This is a genomic window from Phaeobacter sp. SYSU ZJ3003, assembly GCF_041300735.1.
In the GTDB taxonomy this organism is placed as follows: domain Bacteria; phylum Pseudomonadota; class Alphaproteobacteria; order Rhodobacterales; family Rhodobacteraceae; genus Phycobacter; species Phycobacter gallaeciensis_A.
Genome location: NZ_PXNU01000002.1, coordinates 294268 through 311334 on the forward strand (window position 1 = coordinate 294268; position 17067 = coordinate 311334).

Annotated in this window: 14 protein-coding genes; 5 read left to right on the forward strand and 9 right to left on the reverse strand. The window is 62.7% G+C overall.

Translation table 11 applies throughout. From position 1 onward, the window contains the following. Positions 1–177 precede the first annotated feature (177 nt). Positions 178–837, forward strand: a complete 660-nt coding sequence (locus tag C6W91_RS02880) for a dimethylsulfonioproprionate lyase family protein (protein ID WP_274838041.1) — start codon at positions 178–180, stop codon at positions 835–837. A 94-nt stretch (positions 838–931) separates the two neighbouring features. On the opposite strand, the gene trxA is transcribed toward C6W91_RS02880, so the two are convergent. From trxA to regB, 8 genes are all read right to left on the reverse strand, one after another. Beyond that, complete coding sequence (gene trxA, locus C6W91_RS02885) at positions 932–1252, reverse strand: thioredoxin (protein ID WP_065272019.1); 321 nt, start codon at positions 1250–1252, stop codon at positions 932–934. A gap of 62 nt (positions 1253–1314) precedes the next feature. Then, a complete protein-coding gene (gene addA, locus C6W91_RS02890) occupies positions 1315–4674 on the reverse strand; it encodes a double-strand break repair helicase AddA (RefSeq protein WP_274838040.1) in 3360 nt (1119 codons plus the stop codon). Continuing rightward, the gene (gene addB / locus C6W91_RS02895; protein WP_274839842.1) at positions 4671–7607 is read right to left on the reverse strand and encodes a double-strand break repair protein AddB; all 2937 of its coding nucleotides are present in this window, start codon (positions 7605–7607) and stop codon (positions 4671–4673) included. The genes addA and addB overlap by 4 nt, the downstream gene beginning before the upstream one ends. Then, positions 7600–8295, reverse strand: a complete 696-nt coding sequence (locus C6W91_RS02900) for a nucleotidyltransferase family protein (RefSeq protein ID WP_237028357.1) — start codon at positions 8293–8295, stop codon at positions 7600–7602. Before C6W91_RS02900 ends, addB begins: the two co-directional genes overlap by 8 nt. Further along, the gene (locus tag C6W91_RS02905) at positions 8295–9290 is read right to left on the reverse strand and encodes an aminoglycoside phosphotransferase family protein (protein ID WP_274838039.1); all 996 of its coding nucleotides are present in this window, start codon (positions 9288–9290) and stop codon (positions 8295–8297) included. Before C6W91_RS02905 ends, C6W91_RS02900 begins: the two co-directional genes overlap by 1 nt. After that, positions 9287–9763, reverse strand: coding sequence for a tRNA (adenosine(37)-N6)-threonylcarbamoyltransferase complex ATPase subunit type 1 TsaE (gene tsaE / locus C6W91_RS02910; RefSeq protein WP_065272024.1), 477 nt, complete (start codon positions 9761–9763; stop codon positions 9287–9289). The genes C6W91_RS02905 and tsaE overlap by 4 nt, the downstream gene beginning before the upstream one ends. A 74-nt stretch (positions 9764–9837) precedes the next feature. Then, a complete protein-coding gene (locus tag C6W91_RS02915) occupies positions 9838–11385 on the reverse strand; it encodes a PAS-domain containing protein (RefSeq protein ID WP_274838038.1) in 1548 nt (515 codons plus the stop codon). Positions 11386–11473: 88 nt separating this feature from the next. Continuing rightward, a complete protein-coding gene (regB, locus tag C6W91_RS02920; protein WP_065272026.1) occupies positions 11474–12871 on the reverse strand; it encodes a sensor histidine kinase RegB in 1398 nt (465 codons plus the stop codon). A gap of 145 nt (positions 12872–13016) precedes the next feature. Here regB and C6W91_RS02925 point away from each other — a divergent pair, with 145 nt between their 5' ends. From C6W91_RS02925 to C6W91_RS02935, 3 genes are all read left to right on the forward strand, one after another. Further along, complete coding sequence (locus C6W91_RS02925) at positions 13017–13637, forward strand: SCO family protein (protein ID WP_065272027.1); 621 nt, start codon at positions 13017–13019, stop codon at positions 13635–13637. An 81-nt stretch (positions 13638–13718) separates the two neighbouring features. Then, positions 13719–14273: an ActR/PrrA/RegA family redox response regulator transcription factor gene (locus C6W91_RS02930; protein ID WP_065272028.1), complete on the forward strand. Its 555-nt coding sequence runs from the start codon at positions 13719–13721 to the stop codon at positions 14271–14273. Positions 14274–14299: 26 nt separating this feature from the next. After that, positions 14300–15487 carry a DUF563 domain-containing protein gene (locus C6W91_RS02935; protein ID WP_368981542.1) on the forward strand — a complete coding sequence of 396 codons (1188 nt, stop codon included), beginning with the start codon at positions 14300–14302 and terminating at the stop codon, positions 15485–15487. Positions 15488–15496: 9 nt separating this feature from the next. Here C6W91_RS02935 and C6W91_RS02940 read toward each other — a convergent pair whose 3' ends face one another. After that, a complete protein-coding gene (locus C6W91_RS02940; protein ID WP_274838036.1) occupies positions 15497–16093 on the reverse strand; it encodes an HD family hydrolase in 597 nt (198 codons plus the stop codon). 185 nt (positions 16094–16278) lie between these two features. On the opposite strand from C6W91_RS02940, the gene C6W91_RS02945 reads away from it, so the two are divergent. Next, a partial coding sequence (locus C6W91_RS02945) for an adenosylhomocysteinase (RefSeq protein ID WP_370570415.1) occupies positions 16279–17067 on the forward strand: 789 nt, incomplete at its 3' end.

Sequence of the window (17067 nt, forward strand, 5' to 3'; positions counted from 1 at the left end):
GGTCCTCCTGTCTGTTTGCGGCCACTTTGACGGGGATCGGAGGCAAGGAAAAGGGGCGCCTTTCAGGGTCCGGTGCCTGCGGGAGCTGCAATTGCGACTCCATCCCGTCGCTGTGGCGCTAGAGCGAACCGCAGCATGCGGAGACAAGCTGGGCAACCGTCAGAGGAGGGCGCCGACATGACAGAACACACGCGTCTGAAAGATAGCCCCGAGTGGGATTATCTGCTGCGGGATTTCTATGAGTTCTACCGCCGCCTGCCTGCGGGCGGCAGCGTCAAGATCCGCAGCCATCAGCGCATGGTCCGTGAACGCATCAGCCGGGTTCTGAAATGCAATGCCGAGGTTCGCGCCGGTGCCAGCGTTGATAAACCCGTGACGGCGCACCTGCAGCGGGCGCTCGACAACGGACGGCAGGAACGCCACGGCGCCTTTATCCGCGCGATCGAGGCGGTGCGGCAGCATCTGGTCTGGCAATACGGCTATGAAAAGGTGCCGCGCGGGTTGGAGCGCAAATACGCCTATGCCGAACTGGCCGGTCCCACCGGCCCGGTAATGACCGACGAGGTGATCCTGGGTCTTGTCCTGTTCGCGCCGGGCTGCACCTATCCGGCCCATTCCCATGATGGCATCTCGGAGAGCTATATCTGTCTCTCTGGCGCCGTGTCGGAGAATGATCAGGGGGTCTATGCGCCGGGGTCGCTGATTTTCAACCCGCCGGGACAGCTGCACCGCATCACCGTGGCGGATCATAACCCGTCGCTGCTCTGCTACGCTTGGGTTGGCGATCAGGAGAAACTAGCCAACCAGAAGATGGTGTTCACGCGCGCACCCAAATAGGCGCAGATCACCGGACGGGTTTTATTGCAGGCCCACATGAAAAAGGGCGCCACCGGGGCGCCCTTCAAAAATTCTCGCTTCAGATCCAAGCGGATCAGATGCTTTCGTTGATCCAGCTTTGCAGCGCAGCCTTGGGTGCGGCGCCGGCGCGGTTGGAGACAACCTGACCGTCCTTGAAGATGAACAGCGCCGGGATACCGCGCACGCCCATGGCGGCAGCAGCGTTCGGGTTGCTGTCAACGTCGACCTTGGCGATCTTTACCTTGTCGCCGTATTCGGCTGCCAGCTCTTCCAGAGCGGGGCCGATCTGCTTGCAGGGGCCGCACCATTCGGCCCAGAAGTCTACGACAACGGGAACGGAGGAGTTCTTGACTTCGGCGTCAAAGGTTTCGTCGGTGACGGCTACGGTGGACATGGAAATGTCTCCTGAGATGAGTGGCAACTGGATGCTGAACCTAGGTAGGGCTTAAGGACTCGTCAAGGTTCCCCGTGACGCTGGAAGGTCGGCGTCACAACTTCGTGCGGCAGGGGCATCAGGGTTGCATTGCGAGTCCATATCAGCGCCGTTTCGATGGTTTTGCCGGGGTAGATGCGCCCAAGCGCCAGCGCATAGGCGCCCATTTGCCGCAGCAGCCCGTCGGGACAGTCGGTGGCCGATTGCGGAACGGTTGCGTTTGATTTGAAATCCACCGCCAGAACCCGGTCAGATTCCACGATCAGCCGGTCGATCACCCCGTGCAGGCGGATGCCATCCAGATCGGCCGTCACGGCCACTTCGGACAGGGTGCCGGGGGCAAAGACATGCGCGAGATCGGGATTGCGCAATACAGCGCTTGCCTCCTCCAACAGTTCCCCTTGGTCCTCGCATCCCGCCAGCAGCGCCCGGGCCAGATCCGGCCAGCGGTCCTCTGGCTGTGCGGGCAGATGTTCCAGCAGCAAGTGCAGGTTGGTGCCGCGCGCCTTGGCCGCCTCCTCGTCCAGACCCTGATCGCCAGGCAGCGCCTTGGCGCCGCCCAGATCCGATGGGCTGAGCGTCGGTTCCGGCGCGACATAGGCCGGGGCAGGCTGTGTAAAGACCTGTGGCAGTGTCACTTTCTTTGGCTCGGGGGCGTCGTGGGCGACAAACTCCAGCCCGTCCCAATCGCCATGCTGCAGCCGTAGGCCCGGCCCACCGGGCAGGTCCGTTGCGGCGCCGCCGTCATTCAGAGCCCGTTCGACCATCTGGTACCAGCTGTCACCCTCTTTCGACAGCTCCCCGGCACTGGCGACGATCAGCCACTTCTCTGCCCGCGTTAGTGCCACATACAATAGGCGCAGTCTTTCGTTCTGCTGTTTCTCCTGCGCGGCCTCGCGCGCGGTGAGCATGGCGGCGGGCATCTGATCCTTGGGCACGCGCCACAGCGGCGCGCCTTCGGCCACGATGATCTCGGCATCGCTTGGCGGCTTGCGTTTGGCGGTATCTGGCAGGATCACGATCGGCGCCTCCAGCCCCTTGGAGCCATGCACCGACATCACCCGGATCATATCCCCGGCGGCGCCCATCTGGCGCTTGATCTCAAGATCGTCGGTCTGCATCCAGACAAGAAACCCGGTAAGGCTGGGAATATCGGTGCGTTCATAGGCCAGCGCTTGGGACAGGAGCGCGTTGATTCCGTCCTCTGCCTCTGGGCCAAGGCGGCCCAGCAGGCGCTGGCGGCCCCTGTGACGGGTCAGGATCCGCTCGATCAGATCATAGGGGCGCAGGAAATCGGTCTGGCTGCGCAGATCGTCGATCATTTCCATCGTTTCGGGATATTCCGTGGCCCGATCACGCAGCGCTGCCCACAGATGGCTACCGCCTTTGCGCCGGTGGGCAAGGTCGAACAGCATCTGTTCCGACCAGCCAAAAAGCGGTGATTTGAGCGCGGCGGCCAGCGACAGGCTATCCTCGGGCGTCGCCAGAAACGACAGCAGCGCGGCGATATCCTTGACCGCCAGTTCGGCGCCGACCTTCAGCCGGTCGGCACCCGCGATGGGCAGGCGGGCGGCCTTGCAGGCGCGGATGATTTCGGAAAACAGCTCGGACCGGCGCTGCACCAGGATCAGGAAATCCCCGGCATGTACCGGGCGGCGCTGAAAGGTGCCGCGGGTCGGGCCGTCCTCGGGGATTGTGACCTTGTCGTCGATCATCCGCTTGATCTCGCGGGCGATACGTTCGGCCAGGATCACCGTATGATGACGGGCGCCCGGCCGGTCCACCGGATCGGTCCAGTCGCGGTCTTCCTCCTCATCCAGCTTTTCCACCGCAGGCCAGAGGTCCACGCGCCCCGGCAGATCGGATTTGAAAGCGCGGTGCAACGCGTCCTTGTGAAAGCCGGCGCGGGGGCTGTCCTTGAACACCAGATCGACCAGCCGCAAGATCGCCGCAGAGGAGCGGAAGGAAAATTCCAGCGCCGCATTCTGAAGCGCCGCGCCGGTTTCGGCCAGACGGCGGCCGAATTCTTCCTGCATGCGGTCAAAGGCATCGGGGTCGGCGCCCTGAAAGGAATAGATCGATTGTTTCTTGTCGCCGACCACAAAGATCGTACGCTCCACATCCGATCGCGCGCCGATCCCTGATGTGAACTCCTGCGCCAGTTTTTCGATCACGTCCCATTGTACCGGGCTGGTGTCCTGCGCTTCATCCACCAGGATGTGATCGATGCCACCATCCAGCCGGTAGAGAACCCAGGCCGCCACCGCCGGATCGTTCAGCAGCAGCCGCGCCTTGAGGATCAGATCATCAAAGTCGAGCCAGCCGCGCAGCTGTTTGCGCCGCTCGTATTCCGGCAGGAACACGGCAGCAAAGGCGTGCAGGTCCTCGGATTTCTGCGCCGCTGCCAGCGCCAGCCGTTTGGCACGGGCGTCCTCGACCCGCAGCATGAAAGGCTCCAGCCGATCCATCAGATCGGGGTTGTCCTTTTGCAGCTTCTTGGTCGGAAAGCTGCCGACCTTGGCCGTAAAGGGCGCCTTGGCGCCGGCGCCGGTCAGAAAAACCGACTCTAACACGGGCAGATCGGCCATCTTCGGTGTGGCGATCCCGGCGAGTTTCGCGGCAGCTTTCTGATCGTTGGTGCCGCCGGTTGCCAGCATATCGCGGGTGCGGCTCAGCAGCTCATCTTCTCCACCAAGGAACACCAACGCCTCCAGCGCGGCAGCGTCAAACCCTTCGGTCAGGTCGAACAGTTTCAGCAGGCCCGCGCGGTCCAGCGGCCGGGCAAATTCGGCGCGGCGTTGGCAGATGGCAGCGGTCAGATCGTCGAAATCGCTGCCTGCAACATGCCGGGCCAGCGCCTCGACCAGATGCGCCTCGGGGCCGTTGGCGATGTCCTCGACGATTTCAGCGCGCAAAAGGGTGGCGGCGCGGTCTTCCATTTCGGCGAATTGCGGGCTGACGCCAGCCTCCAGCGGGAAACGGCGCAACAGCGAGGAACAGAAGGAGTGGATCGTCTGGATCTTGAGGCCACCGGGCGTTTCAATCGCGCGGGCAAAGAGCGTGCGCGCCTGCGCCAGTCCCTCGCCCCGGGCCACGTCGCCGGCGCCCAGATCGTCCAGCGCCGCGCTGAGCCTGTCATCGCCCAGCATCGCCCATTCGCCCAGCCGCTGGAACAACCGGTTCTGCATCTCGCTGGCGGCGGCCTTGGTATAGGTCAGGCACAGGATGTGCTGCGGCTGTACGCCTTTCAGCAAGAGCCGCGCCACCCGGTCGGTCAACACCTTGGTCTTGCCCGATCCGGCATTGGCCGCCAGCCAAGTCGAGGCATCGGGCCGCGCGGCGCGAAACTGCGCCTCAGATGCTGCATCGCGGGGGGCGGTCATGTCAGATCCTCCGGCTTTGGCATATCGCTGCGGTCCCATTCGCCAAAGCGCGCCAGATGATCGTAGTCGCCGGCAAAATCGTCCCGGTGAACCATGCGACGGCTGCTATAGCCCTGTTCGGGGTCGAAATAGGCTTCGATCAGTTTCTTCAGCTCAGCCCAGACCTTGGCCGGGGGTTCATCCGCCAGCGGCGCGGGCACTTCCTTGATCGGGGATTTCAGGCCGATGAAGGTCGCGCGCTCGACCCGCGCGGCGCCGTAGTCTTCAAAGGCGCCCTGTTCGGCCATGGCGGCCTCGATCAGCAGCTGTTTGTCAAAGGCGCGCTGTTGTTTGTCGGTCGGTGGATCGCCGGTCTTGTAGTCAAAGATATGCAGGCAACCGCGTTCATCGACGTCGATCCGGTCGGCCTGTCCGGTGATCTGGAAATCGAGCGGCGCAAGGCGAACTCCTCCGCTGATTTCGAACCCCGAAGGGCGCGCAGCGGCGCGGCGGGTCTGCTCACCCGCGACAAAGCTTTCGGCGATACGGGCGATCCTCGCCAGCCACAGGCTGCGGGCAACGGGCCAGGGGACCTCTGCCTGCAACTGGCTGCGGGTGCGCGCGATCAGCTCTTCCGGGGTCAGCAGCTCCGGGTTGTCGCGGCTATCGCGGATATAATCCTCAAACACCTTGTGCACCACGATCCCGCGCAACAGCGCATCGGGTTCCCGCATCAACGGGTTCAGCGGTTTCAGGCGCAGCACATGTTTGGCGTAAACCGCATAAGGATCGCGGATCAGGCGCGGGATTTCCGTGACTGACAGCTGTCGCGGACGGGCGGCAACTGGCGGGCGCGGGGCAGGGCGGCTGGCAGGTTCGCTTGGCAGCGGGACCTCCAGCGCCGTTGACCAATCCAGCCATGTCTGCCCGCGTGCGCGCATTGCCTCCAGCGCGGCGCGCCCGCCTTGTTCCGGCAGGCCGCGCAACAGGTTCATCATCCGGTTGAGCCAGCGCGAGGGTACGGTATCTGCCTCTTCCGAGCGTTTGGCACGGGTCAACCAGACCTCAGGCGCGGCCACGGCCTGCTGGAAGTCATGCGCAGAGAGACCGATGCGGCGTTCGGGCAGCAACAGCCCGGCCTGATTGCGCAACTGGCGGTTCAGCCAGGGATCGGGGCTGGCGGCCTCGGGCCAGCTACCCTCGTTGAGGCCGGCCAGAATGACCAGATCGGCGCCTTGAACACGGGCCTCTAGCGTACCCCAGATCATGATCGACCCATAAGGCGCGTCGCGGTCGCGCACCTCTTCCTGCGCCAGCAGCGCGCCCAGAAGATCGGCAAAGTCGCGGGCGCTCATCTCGCCGCCGAATTGCGCGTTCTCTTCCAGATCGGTGATCACCTTCAACGCCTTCTGGCCGGCTTTCTTGTCCCAGAGCGTGCCGCTGCCGCCCAGCTGACTGCCAGAGGCAATGCCTTCGGCGCGGGCGCGCAGGCGGGTGATCCAATCCGTCAGGGACAGGTTGCCCGGGGTGACCTGATCGGCAAATTGTGTCGTCAGCCAGTCGACCCAGCCGGGGATCAGATCGCGCGTGGTGCCAAAGGCGGCAAAACTGTCTGCATCGGGGAAGGGCGGGCCATTGCGGCGCAGCTCGAGTTCGAAATCGCGGGTATGGCGCAGGTGTTCGCCGCGCGCAGCCTCTGGCCCGTCATGGGTCAGCGGGTGTTTCAGCAGCGTCAGCAGCATGTCCGGCGTCAGCACGTGGCAGAACAGCTCGGCCACGTGGCGCAGGAAACGGCCCGGCGGAGACAGTTGCAGCGGCTGACCGGCGGAATCATCCGGCAGGATGTCCCAGCGGTCCAGCGCCGCCGACACCTGCCGCGTCAGCATCCGGTCGGGGGTGATCAGCGCCGCGGTCTGGCCATCCTCGGCGGCCTGCCGCAGACGCAAAGCGATGGTGAGCGCCTCGGATCTGGGGCTTGGCGCTTCGACAAGGGTGATGGTCTCGGCAGCGCGGTCGATATCGGTCAGCTGCGGTCCTTCGCTCATCCAGGCGTCGGTGACGGGGGCAGGGCGCAGCGCCAGCGACACCAGCCGGTTGCGGGCCGGAAACGGTGGGGTTTCATCTGTCCAGGGTTCAACATCACGCGGCGTGAGCTCCAGATCCTTCATCAGCCGGTAGAACCGGTATTGCGGGTGGTCTTCGGAGATCAGCGGATCATCAAGGCCGGACCAGACGTGATCGGGCTGGTCGAAATCGAACCCCGGCAGGATCACCGCGCCCTGCGGCAGGCGGGCGATGGCTTCCATCAGCATCAGCGTGGTACCGCGCGAGCCGGTGGAGCCGGCCAGGATCACCGGGTGTTGCGGCGGTGCGCTCTGCCACTGGTCGATCAGGTTCAGAACCACCTGCCGCTGGCGGGCTTCCTTGTCCATGGCATCGTCGTGGCGGTCGACAAAATCATCTGCGATCCCGATGAAGGCCTGCGCGCGCGCCCAATGCCCGGACATGTCCGAGACATCAAGATTGCGGATGGTGTCGGTGCTGACGCCTTCGCCCTGCATTTCGTCGATCAACGCCGCCAGACTGTCGGAGAGATCGAAAAGCGAGGCCCGCGCGGCAAGATCCGGCTGCGCGTCCAGCAGTTTCGCGATCAGCTGCGACAGCTCCAACCGGCGCCTGAGCGAGGGCAGAGCAGGTGGCAGGCCGTGCAGGGTGGCGCGCTGTGCCAGATCGGTCAGCAGCGACAGGCGTGGCAGCAGCAGGGTGGGACCTGCGTCAAACAGATCGCGCACCCGGCGCTGCATGCGGGCGGTGTTGACGATCACCTCGGCGCGGGCCAGCGCCTCGGGCGGGAGGCCAGCGCTGCGCGCGATTAGGCCGTTCACTAGCGCCCGCGGGAAATCGACACCGCAGGGCAGGGCGAACAGGCGCGGTTTGTCCTGTGGTTCAAACATCGTCATGTGCCAGCAATTGCTCCGCCAGGGTGATGCCTTCGGGGTGGCCCACATCGCACCAGTGGCCGGGATATTCGAGGGCGTACAGCCGTTTTTCCTCGATCATCGGGTTCCATAGCAGGCGGGTGGAAAAGGCGGCCTCGTTGATGCTCTGCAATCCGTCTGTCTTGAGGATCTGCACACCGCCCCAGACCAGATCGCCGCCCCATGAAATGCGCCCCGCCGCGTCGGCCGAGAAATCACCGCCGCCCTTCCGCCCCACAGCGCGCGCCAGCGGTACGCAGAGCATGAGGCCGTCCATCTGCGCGGGATCCCAAGCCGCGCGCAGCATTTCAAAGGGGTTCGGCCCAGCCCAGATCGCATCGGAGTTTGAGGTGTAAACGGGACCATCACCCAGAAGGGGCAGCGCATGGCGCAGACCGCCGCCGGTATCCAGGATCTCCGGCTGTTCGTTGCTGATCAGAACGCCCTGCGATTTCAGGTGCTCCTGCAGGATCTCTGCCTTGTAATGGGTGTTGACCACGATCCGCGCGGGCTGCACCGCGTGGGCCAGATCCAGCGTGTGGTCGATCAGGGGCCGCCCGGCAACCGGGATCATCGGTTTCGGCAGATTCCGGGTCAGCGCCTTCATCCGGGTGCCAAAGCCGGCCGCGTAGATCATTACTGCTTCGGGGGATAGCGCCGCCATTATCGCAGCCTGTCCAGGTTTTCGGGGCTGGGTGGGGGTAGATCACTGCGCAGCCAATCCGCCAGAGGCGCAAGGGCGGGGTGCTCCAACCCGCGCATGACATGGCCCCAGACGCGCGGGATCAGATCCAGATACTGCGGCTTGCCGCCTTCCTGCGACAGCCGCGCAAAAATGCCTAGGATACGCAGGTTTCGCTGCACGCCGATCACCGTATAGGCGGTGCGGAACCCGGAGGGATCGACACCGGTGACCTCAATGTAGTGATCGATCATCTGCATCTCGACCCCGGCGGGCACATCGCGGCGGGCGTCCTGCAGGAGCGAGACCAGATCATAGGCCGGATGACCGGTGCGGGCGTCCTGAAAATCGATGATGCCGACGCGGGCGATCCCGTCCCGATCCGGCAGCCACAGCAGGTTCTGGGCATGAAAATCCCGGTGCACAAAGACGGCGTCGCCCTTGACGCTGTGGCGCAGGATGTCTTCGAACTGATCTTCGAACCGGTTGGTCAGCACGCTGTCCTCCTGCCCGGTGATGCCGCTTCGGTAGGTTGTCATCACAAGGCTGGCCATTTCCGCCATGACACGCGGACCAAGCGGCTCCAGATCGGGCAGCGGCGCCTGATGCAGCGCAATCAGAAGATCGGTTGCGGCCCGGTAGAGGGACATTTCCTGACTGGGATCCTGTTCGATCACGCTGCTGAACAGCCCGTCGCCGAGGTCCTCAATCAGCAGGAAGCCGTGTTCTGAGTCCTCAGCCAGAATTTCGGGCGCGCTCACGCCCTGTTCGTGCAGGTATTCGGCGATCTGAACGAAGGGGCGGATATCCTCGCCCTTTTCTGCCGGGGCATCCATCAGCACCGCAGAGCCGCCGTGTGGGCCGATCAGCCGTTCATAGCGGCGCATCGAGGCATCGCCGGCCAACGGGCGGCGTTCCCAGCTGCCGTATCCGGCGCCCGACAAAAAGGCGGAGATCAGCTCTGTTCGGTCTGTCATGAAAAAACTTGCTCCATCAGGGGCTGCCATCTGTCATCGCTCCACCGCAGGGTCAGCAGACGAGCATCTTCGCTATCGGGGTCCAGTGCAAACGTCAGGTGCAATGCGTGCTGCGGCGCCAGCTCCTCCAGTCGGTCGGGCCATTCGACCAGGGTGATCGCGGTGTCAAAGGCGGCGAGCAGCCCCAGTTCTTCGACCTCATCAAGCGACGACAGGCGGTAAAGATCCGCATGCCACAGCTCACCCGCCGGGACCTCGTAGGTCTGGACCAGCGTGAAGGTGGGAGAGGGGACATCTTCGGGGATGTCCTGCAACGACTGGATCAGGTGGCGGGCGAAATGCGTCTTGCCGGCGCCGATGGGACCTTCCAGAAGCAGGCAATCGCCCGGGCAGAGGGCCCCGGCGATTTTTTGTGCCAGATCGGCGGTATTTTCGGCCGAAGCCAGAGTGCAGGAATGAGGACTTTTGATCATGGCGCCACAATGGCGTCAGGCGTCATGCGCTGCAAGCGGGATTGCCCTTGGGGGTGCCCGGCTTGCAGTCCTGCTCAGCTGTGATCAGAGATGGCAAAGCGTTCCTGTTCGGCGCAGGGCAGGCTGGTCTGCGGATTGCAGAAGCTGACCATGGTGGCGCCGTTCTGGATGCCGGTGACCTTGCACATCAGCGGCGTGCCGTCGCGCAGTTTCACATTTGCCCACCAGGGGTCGCGCGCATCGCTGGCTGCGACGAAATCGCGGATCTCTCCCCAAGCCGGTGTCGGGGCGCAGGTGTCCTGCCAGACGCGGCTGGCATCCATGATCGACACTTTGGCAAAGCTGGCGTCTGGGTCCATTTTCCACATCTGATGATAGGCGGCGTTGGAGAAAGTCATGCTGCCATCATTTGCAAAGACGGCGATGGCTTCGTCCATCTGGTCCATGATCGACTGCCCCATTTCCAGCTCCGAGCGGAACTGACGCGTCAGGGTCACTTCGGCGGTGATGTCCTCGAACAGGAAGGCAATGGCACCATCGGGATGCGGGCGGCCAGAGACAGAATAGACCGAACCCGAGGGCAGCGACCATGTTTCCTTGTACCGGCCTTCAGCAGCGGCCTCGAGCAGGTCTTCGAACTGGTGGCGCCAGCTGGAGTAATTCTTGGGCTCGGGCATCATGCGCTGGTCGCGCAGACGGTCGAAAAAGCTCATCAGGTTGGGACGGGAGCTGAGGAAATCGGGCGGCAGCGCGGTCAGGTCGATCAGCACCGGGTTGAACAGGACCAGCTGACGGTTGCGATCAAAGATGGCCAGACCAATGGACAGCTGGGCAAAGGTTTTTGCCAGAGTCTGCACAAAGTTGCGCTGGGCGATTTCAGCATCCACCACCGCATTCACATCGACAGCGTGACACAGCCAGCCGGCTTCGGTTTCGGTGGTCGAAATGTTGTACCACAGCTGCTTGTTGCTGTCGGGCAGCGGGATGGAAATCCGTTCCGGTTTGCCGCTGGATTTGGGTTCGTCAAGATCGGTGAACAGCGGCTCGGAGCTATCGACATCACGTCCACGGATTTTATGGGTAAGGTTGTCATAGGCCAGGTTGGACCAGGTGATCGCGCCTTCATCCGATTGCAGCCAGACCGGATAAGGGGCCTGATGCACGGCGGCGCGCAGGGTGGTCAGTTCCTGATCCTGCGATCTGTTCTGCTCTTCCAGGGTCGAGCGGCGCAGCTGCACGCGGGTGATACCGTCGATCCATTCACAATGCGCTTCGCGGCTTTCGGCGGATTCGGTGCCCGACAGGACAAGGGGACCGACATCTTTCAGAAATCCGGGCGATTGCGGCAGGCCGGGGTAATTGCGCGCCAGCTGGTCGCGCAGCATGTTCCAGCTGAACGCCTCGGCGTGTTCGCCAATGAATTTGCGTGCGCCCGAGGACCAGCCGATCAGGTTGGTGTCGTCAAACAGGAAGACCGCATCAGTACGCCCGTCGCTGGACAGCAGATCCTGCTCCAGCGATTTGGAGCGCGCGCCGGGAGACAGCCACCACACAGCGGCCGCGGCTGTGGCGGCGCAGAGGGTTGCCAAGATTAGCCATTCGATTGAAACGATGTTCTGCATGTTGTCCTGCCTTGCTCGCGTATCGCTTTATCAATGGTTGCTTAAAAATGGTTAAATGAAGTTTAATTGGTTGCTAAAAAGTGAACAGTTAAATTTCAATTCTCTGGTTTTTCCCGGTTGGAACGGCATTTTCGCCCTTGAGCGCGTCGACTTTGTCACGCGGCCAGGAGACTTCGACGATGGCACCCCGGCGTTCTTTTGGCAGTATTAGTCCGGGAAGCGGGGCCGATCCATTGGTAAACCGCAGGTTGGCGCCGCTGCGTTCCAGCAGGGTTTTGGCGATGAACAGGCCCAGCCCCATGCCTTCGTAACCGGGGCGTTTGCGCCGATCAGATCCGCTGCGCCGTCGTTTCATGAAGGGATCGCCGATCCGGCCCAGCATCTGAGAGGGGAACCCGCGCCCGTCGTCGCTGATCCGAACCTCGATTTTTTCGTCGTCCCAGGCGGCGTCGATCCAGACGGTGCTGCCCGCGAAATCCACCGCGTTCTGTACCAGATTGCGCAGTCCGTGGATGATCTCGGGTTTGCGCAGGATGGTGGGTTGCTGCAGGCTGCCGTCCTCCAGCGGGGCTTCGTGAAAAACGACCGTCGTGCCGCGGTCCATATGCGGTTCGGCTGCCTCGTGGATGACGGTCGAGAGCGGCGCCTGGCGCAGATGCAAGTCGTCCTTGCCGGCCCGGCCCATGCTGCGCAGGATATCGCGGCAGCGGTCCGCCTGTTCCCGGATCAGGGCGGCGTCTTCGCGCAGGTCGGGGCGGTCGTCCAATTCATCCAACAGTTCGGCACTGGCCAGTTTTATGGTGGCCAGCGGTGTGCCAAGTTCATGCGCGGCGGCAGCGACCACGCCGCCAAGGTCGGTCAGCTTTTGCTCACGCGACAGGGCCAGCTGGGTGGCAGAAAGCGCGTCCGACATGCTGCGGATCTCGGTGCTGATCCGGAAGGAGTAGAACCCGATGAACAGGATGGCGATGACGATGGCGGTCCAGTTGCCAAAGACAAAGACATCCGGAACCCGCAGCAGGAACCCCTGTTCGGTGCGCAGGGGAATATGAAATTCGGCCATCAGTGTTACCAGCATGATGGCAGTACCGCCAATGATCAGGGTTGAGCGCAGCCCCATCATGGCAGCGGAAATCGTCACCGGCGCCAGAACCAGCAGGGCAAAGGGATTGTGCAGACCGCCGGTCAGGCTCAACAAAAACGCCAGCTGCATCAGATCGAACAGTACCATCAGGAAGTTTTCGAATTCCGATAGGCGCTTGTTCTCGGGGAACATCAGGGTGGCGACAAGATTTCCGGTGACCGCGATGCCGACCGCCAGAAAACATAGCGGCAGCACCAGTTGCAGATTGTACATGTACTGCGCCACCAGGATCGCAATGATCTGCCCGGCGATGGCCACCCAGCGCAGCAGGATCAGGGTCCGCAAACGGATCCAGTGGCTGCGTTCCTGGCCATGCATCAGGCCGAATTGGGTCTCGCTCATCTGGGCCTCCTGATCTGCGGCGCATTATCACGTTCCCGCGCCGATCGGCGGTGTGACGCCGTGTGCAGTTGCATCGGCTGAGTTTCTTGATAGGTCTCGCGCCCGAAACGATCAACAACCCTTCCCGTTCGCAAAGTGTGATCACATGACCCGCCTATATGCCCTTCTTGCTGCCCTGTTCATTGCTGCTCTTGCCGGCGGCACCTGGTTCCTGACCCGCCCAGGGGACAGCGATGACAAATTCGCCCAGTGCCGCAGCAGTAAGATTGCCGGTGGCGCCGATACCATTGGCGGGCCGTTCGAACTGGTCAATTCCAAGGGTGAGACGGTTACCGACAAGGATGTCATTACCGAACCATCGCTGCTGTACTTTGGCTATACCTTCTGCCCCGACGTCTGCCCGCTGGATGTGTCCCGCAACGCCGAGGCCATCGATGTGCTGGATGAACGCGGTTACAGCGTGACACCGGTGTTCATCTCGATCGACCCGGACCGCGACACCCCCGAGGTGGTTGGCGATTTTGCCTACAACATGCATGAAAAGATGATCGGTCTCACCGGATCGGCCGAGCAGGTCAAGGCGGCCAGCCAGGCCTACAAGACCTATTACAAGAAACAGGACGGGGATGAGGACTATTATCTGGTCGATCATTCCACCTTTGCCTATCTGGTGCTGCCTGAGGACGGTTTCGTCGAATTCTTCCGCCGCGATGAGACGCCCGAGCAGGTGGCAGACAAGATCGGCTGTTTCATTGATAACATGTAACGGTGTCTGGCATTTGACCTTTGCCACCCGGCGTTTAATATCCAAAACAAGAATTTGCTGAACGAACGCGGAGGAGCGGGCATGGTCGAAGCGACGCAAAGGGACATCGGACCCGACAAATCGCTCTTGTTGGTCGATGATGATGAACCGTTTCTGCGCCGCCTGGCCAAAGCGATGGAAAAGCGCGGTTTCGAGATTGAGACCGCCGGATCTGTCGCCGCTGGCAGCGCCATCGCCACCGCCCGGCCCCCAGCCTATGCGGTTGTCGATCTGCGGCTGGAGGATGGCAACGGTCTGGATGTGGTCGAGGTGATCCGAGAAAAACGTCCCGACAGCCGGGTTGTGGTGCTGACCGGATATGGCGCCATTGCCACCGCCGTTGCTGCGGTGAAGATCGGCGCCACCGATTACCTGTCGAAACCGGCGGATGCGACCGATATCACCAATGCGCTCTTGGCCTCGGCGGATGAACTGCCGCCGCCACCGGAAAACCCGATGAGCGCGGACCGCGTGCGCTGGGAGCATATTCAGCGCATCTATGAACTCTGCGACCGCAACGTGTCCGAAACCGCTCGGCGGCTGAACATGCACCGGCGGACCTTGCAGCGGATCCTCGCCAAACGCAGCCCCAAGTAAAGGCAACCCCCAGGCGAGGACCACACATGACAGAGCATGGCGCCGGACCCGAAGATCAGCCGTTGCCCGACGGGGGCTGGTCCGAGGAGATTGAGACCCTGCGCGGTGCCTGCGTGATCCCGCCGGTCGACAGTGCGCTGGTGCAAAAGGCCGGCGTGTTGACTGCCTCTGGTGATTACTGCGCCAAGGCCGCGCTCTGGCGCAAATACCGCCCGATCACCGTGCAGCCCGACCCGCCGAGTGAGGTCAACGCAACCCTGCCGGGGCGCTGGCTCTGGGGCGGGGTGCTCTGGGCGCATTTCGGGCATTTCCTGGTGGAAAGCTCGTCCCGGCTCTGGGCGCTGCCACATCTGGATCAGCCGGTGGACGGCATCCTGTTCATCCCCAAACGCCCGGCTGTGGGCGATGAAACGCGCGGCTTTCAGCGCGAGTTCATCAATCTCTTTGCGCCGGGCCTGCCAATCCGGGTTGCGGCTGAACCGACCCGGGTTGAGGAACTGGTGGTGCCAGGGCAGGGGTTTGGCCTTGGCCATATCACTCGTGGCACCCGCAAGTTCCGCAATGCGGTGCACAGCCGCTTTGCCCGGGATGTGACCCCTGAAGGCCCTGAAAAGCTCTATATCTCCCGTTCGAAACTGGGCCTCAGCAAGGGCGGTCTTCTGGGCGAAGAGCAGATGGAAGAGCTGCTTCAGGCCGAAGGCTACGAGATCTTCCACCCGCAGGAGCACAGCCTGACCGAGCAACTGGCGCGCTACAAGGCGGCGAAACGGGTGATCGCGGCGGATGGCTCGGCGCTGCATCTCTTTGCCATGGTAGGAAGGCCGGATCAGAAGGTCGCGATGGTCCTGCGGCGCCAATCCGGCGCCAATAATCTGCTGGCGATGAATGTAGCGCATTTCTGCAAATGCAATCCGTTGGTGATTGGCGCGCTTCGCACTGAATGGGTGCCGGTCAACAAGCCAAAGTCGAGCCGCAACAGCTTTGGCGAGATCGACCATTCGGTGATCGGCCGGGCTCTTGCCACGCATGGATTCATTTCTGCTGATGCGCAATGGCCGGTGCTGAGCGACGATCAGCGGCAACAGATCCTTGTCGAAAAGGGGCTTGGCGGCAGCGACCGTTTCGTGGAATCGCCCGAATTCAAACAGCAGCGGATCCGCGAAATGCGCCGCGCCCGTCGGGCCAGGCGGGCGGCCAAAACCGCCAACGCCTGAGGTAGTGGCCTAAAGCTGCGCCAGCAACTCTGCGTGGCGGCTGACAAAATCACGGCGCACCTCGACCGGCGGGCGCAGGTCGATAGACAGATCGCCCGTGATCTGCGGGTCGATGCTGCCAAAGAACTTGTTGGCCTCCGTCTCCGAAAACCCGGCGATCTGCACCGCCTCCATCCATGCGCTGATTTTGTCGGCGCGCTTGATCTTGGACTTGATGGTTTTTGGCAGGGCGGCGGGCAGGCCGAAACGGACATGGATGGCCGTAGTCAGCCGCTGATCCAGATCCTCATACCCGGGACCGACTGCTGCCTTCACCGGGGATATCATGTCGCCGATGACATATTCCGGGGCATCGTGCAGCAGCGCGGCCAGGCGCCATTTCACGGGCGCCTTGGGGTAAAGACGGGCGAACAAGCTCTCGACCAGCAGCGAATGTTCGGCTACCGAATAGGCGAAATCACCCTTGGTTTGCCCGTTCCAGCGCGCCACAAAGGCCAGCCCGTGGGCGATATCCTCGATTTCAATGTCGACGGGCGTGGGATCCAGAAGATCCAGTCGGCGCCCTGACAGCATGCGTTGCCAGGCGCGGGCAGGTTTTGGAGGCATCGGTCGGGTCCGGCTCTTACAGAGGTTCTACCTGTGCCTAGCCGCTTGGCACCCAGCGTGCAAATCCTGAATTGCGTGGCATTTGGTCCGGGGCAACCCTCTGCTCTGGGTGGTTTCATTGCTTGTAAAGCGTTGCGGTGTTAAGTGCGTGGCCAAGTTGAGGCTGAGCCAGAATGGAGTTGCCAATGGGCACGGATTACATCGTCAAAGACATCGCATTGGCCGGGTTTGGCCGCAAGGAACTGGATATCGCGGAAACCGAAATGCCGGGGCTGATGTCCCTGCGCGCGGAATACGGGGACAGCAAGCCGCTGAAAGGTGCCCGTATCGTCGGCTCCCTGCATATGACCATCCAGACCGCGGTGCTGATCGAAACCCTGGTGGCGCTTGGCGCCGATGTCCGCTGGGCATCCTGCAACATCTTCTCGACCCAGGATCACGCCGCTGCGGCGATTGCCGAGGCAGGCATTCCCGTCTTTGCCATCAAGGGCCAGACCCTGGAAGAGCACTGGGATTACCTCGACCGCTCCTTCCAGTTCGCCGAAGGTGCCAACATGATCCTCGACGATGGCGGCGATGCGACGCTCTACGTGCTGCTGGGCGCCCGCGCCGAAGCAGGTGAGGACATCATCCCGGTACCCGGCTCCGAGGAAGAAGCCGCGATCAAGGCGCAGATCCAGAAGCGCATGAAGGAAAGCCCCGGCTGGTTCACCAAGACCCGCGACGCGATCAAGGGCGTTTCCGAAGAGACCACCACCGGCGTGCATCGCCTGTATGAGCTGGTGAAACAGGGTCAGCTGCCCTTCCCGGCGATCAACGTCAATGACTCGGTCACCAAGTCGAAGTTCGACAACAAATACGGCTGCAAGGAAAGCCTGGTCGACGGCATCCGCCGCGCCACCGACACCATGATGGCCGGCAAGGTCGCGGTGGTCTGCGGCTACGGCGACGTGGGCAAAGGCTCGGCGGCCTCT

Excerpts from the sequence above, each read along its gene's own strand:
- C6W91_RS02880 (WP_274838041.1), top strand. The coding sequence starts at position 178 with ATGACAGAACACACGCGTCTGAAAGATAGCCCCGAGTGGGATTATCTG.
- trxA (WP_065272019.1), bottom strand. The coding sequence starts at position 1,252 with ATGTCCACCGTAGCCGTCACCGACGAAACCTTTGACGCCGAAGTCAAG.
- addA (WP_274838040.1), bottom strand. The coding sequence starts at position 4,674 with ATGACCGCCCCCCGCGATGCAGCATCTGAGGCGCAGTTTCGCGCCGCG.
- addB (WP_274839842.1), bottom strand. The coding sequence starts at position 7,607 with ATGTTTGAACCACAGGACAAACCGCGCCTGTTCGCCCTGCCCTGCGGT.
- C6W91_RS02900 (WP_237028357.1), bottom strand. The coding sequence starts at position 8,295 with ATGGCGGCGCTATCCCCCGAAGCAGTAATGATCTACGCGGCCGGCTTT.
- C6W91_RS02905 (WP_274838039.1), bottom strand. The coding sequence starts at position 9,290 with ATGACAGACCGAACAGAGCTGATCTCCGCCTTTTTGTCGGGCGCCGGA.
- tsaE (WP_065272024.1), bottom strand. The coding sequence starts at position 9,763 with ATGATCAAAAGTCCTCATTCCTGCACTCTGGCTTCGGCCGAAAATACC.
- C6W91_RS02915 (WP_274838038.1), bottom strand. The coding sequence starts at position 11,385 with ATGCAGAACATCGTTTCAATCGAATGGCTAATCTTGGCAACCCTCTGC.
- regB (WP_065272026.1), bottom strand. The coding sequence starts at position 12,871 with ATGAGCGAGACCCAATTCGGCCTGATGCATGGCCAGGAACGCAGCCAC.
- C6W91_RS02925 (WP_065272027.1), top strand. The coding sequence starts at position 13,017 with ATGACCCGCCTATATGCCCTTCTTGCTGCCCTGTTCATTGCTGCTCTT.
- C6W91_RS02930 (WP_065272028.1), top strand. The coding sequence starts at position 13,719 with ATGGTCGAAGCGACGCAAAGGGACATCGGACCCGACAAATCGCTCTTG.
- C6W91_RS02935 (WP_368981542.1), top strand. The coding sequence starts at position 14,300 with ATGACAGAGCATGGCGCCGGACCCGAAGATCAGCCGTTGCCCGACGGG.
- C6W91_RS02940 (WP_274838036.1), bottom strand. The coding sequence starts at position 16,093 with ATGCCTCCAAAACCTGCCCGCGCCTGGCAACGCATGCTGTCAGGGCGC.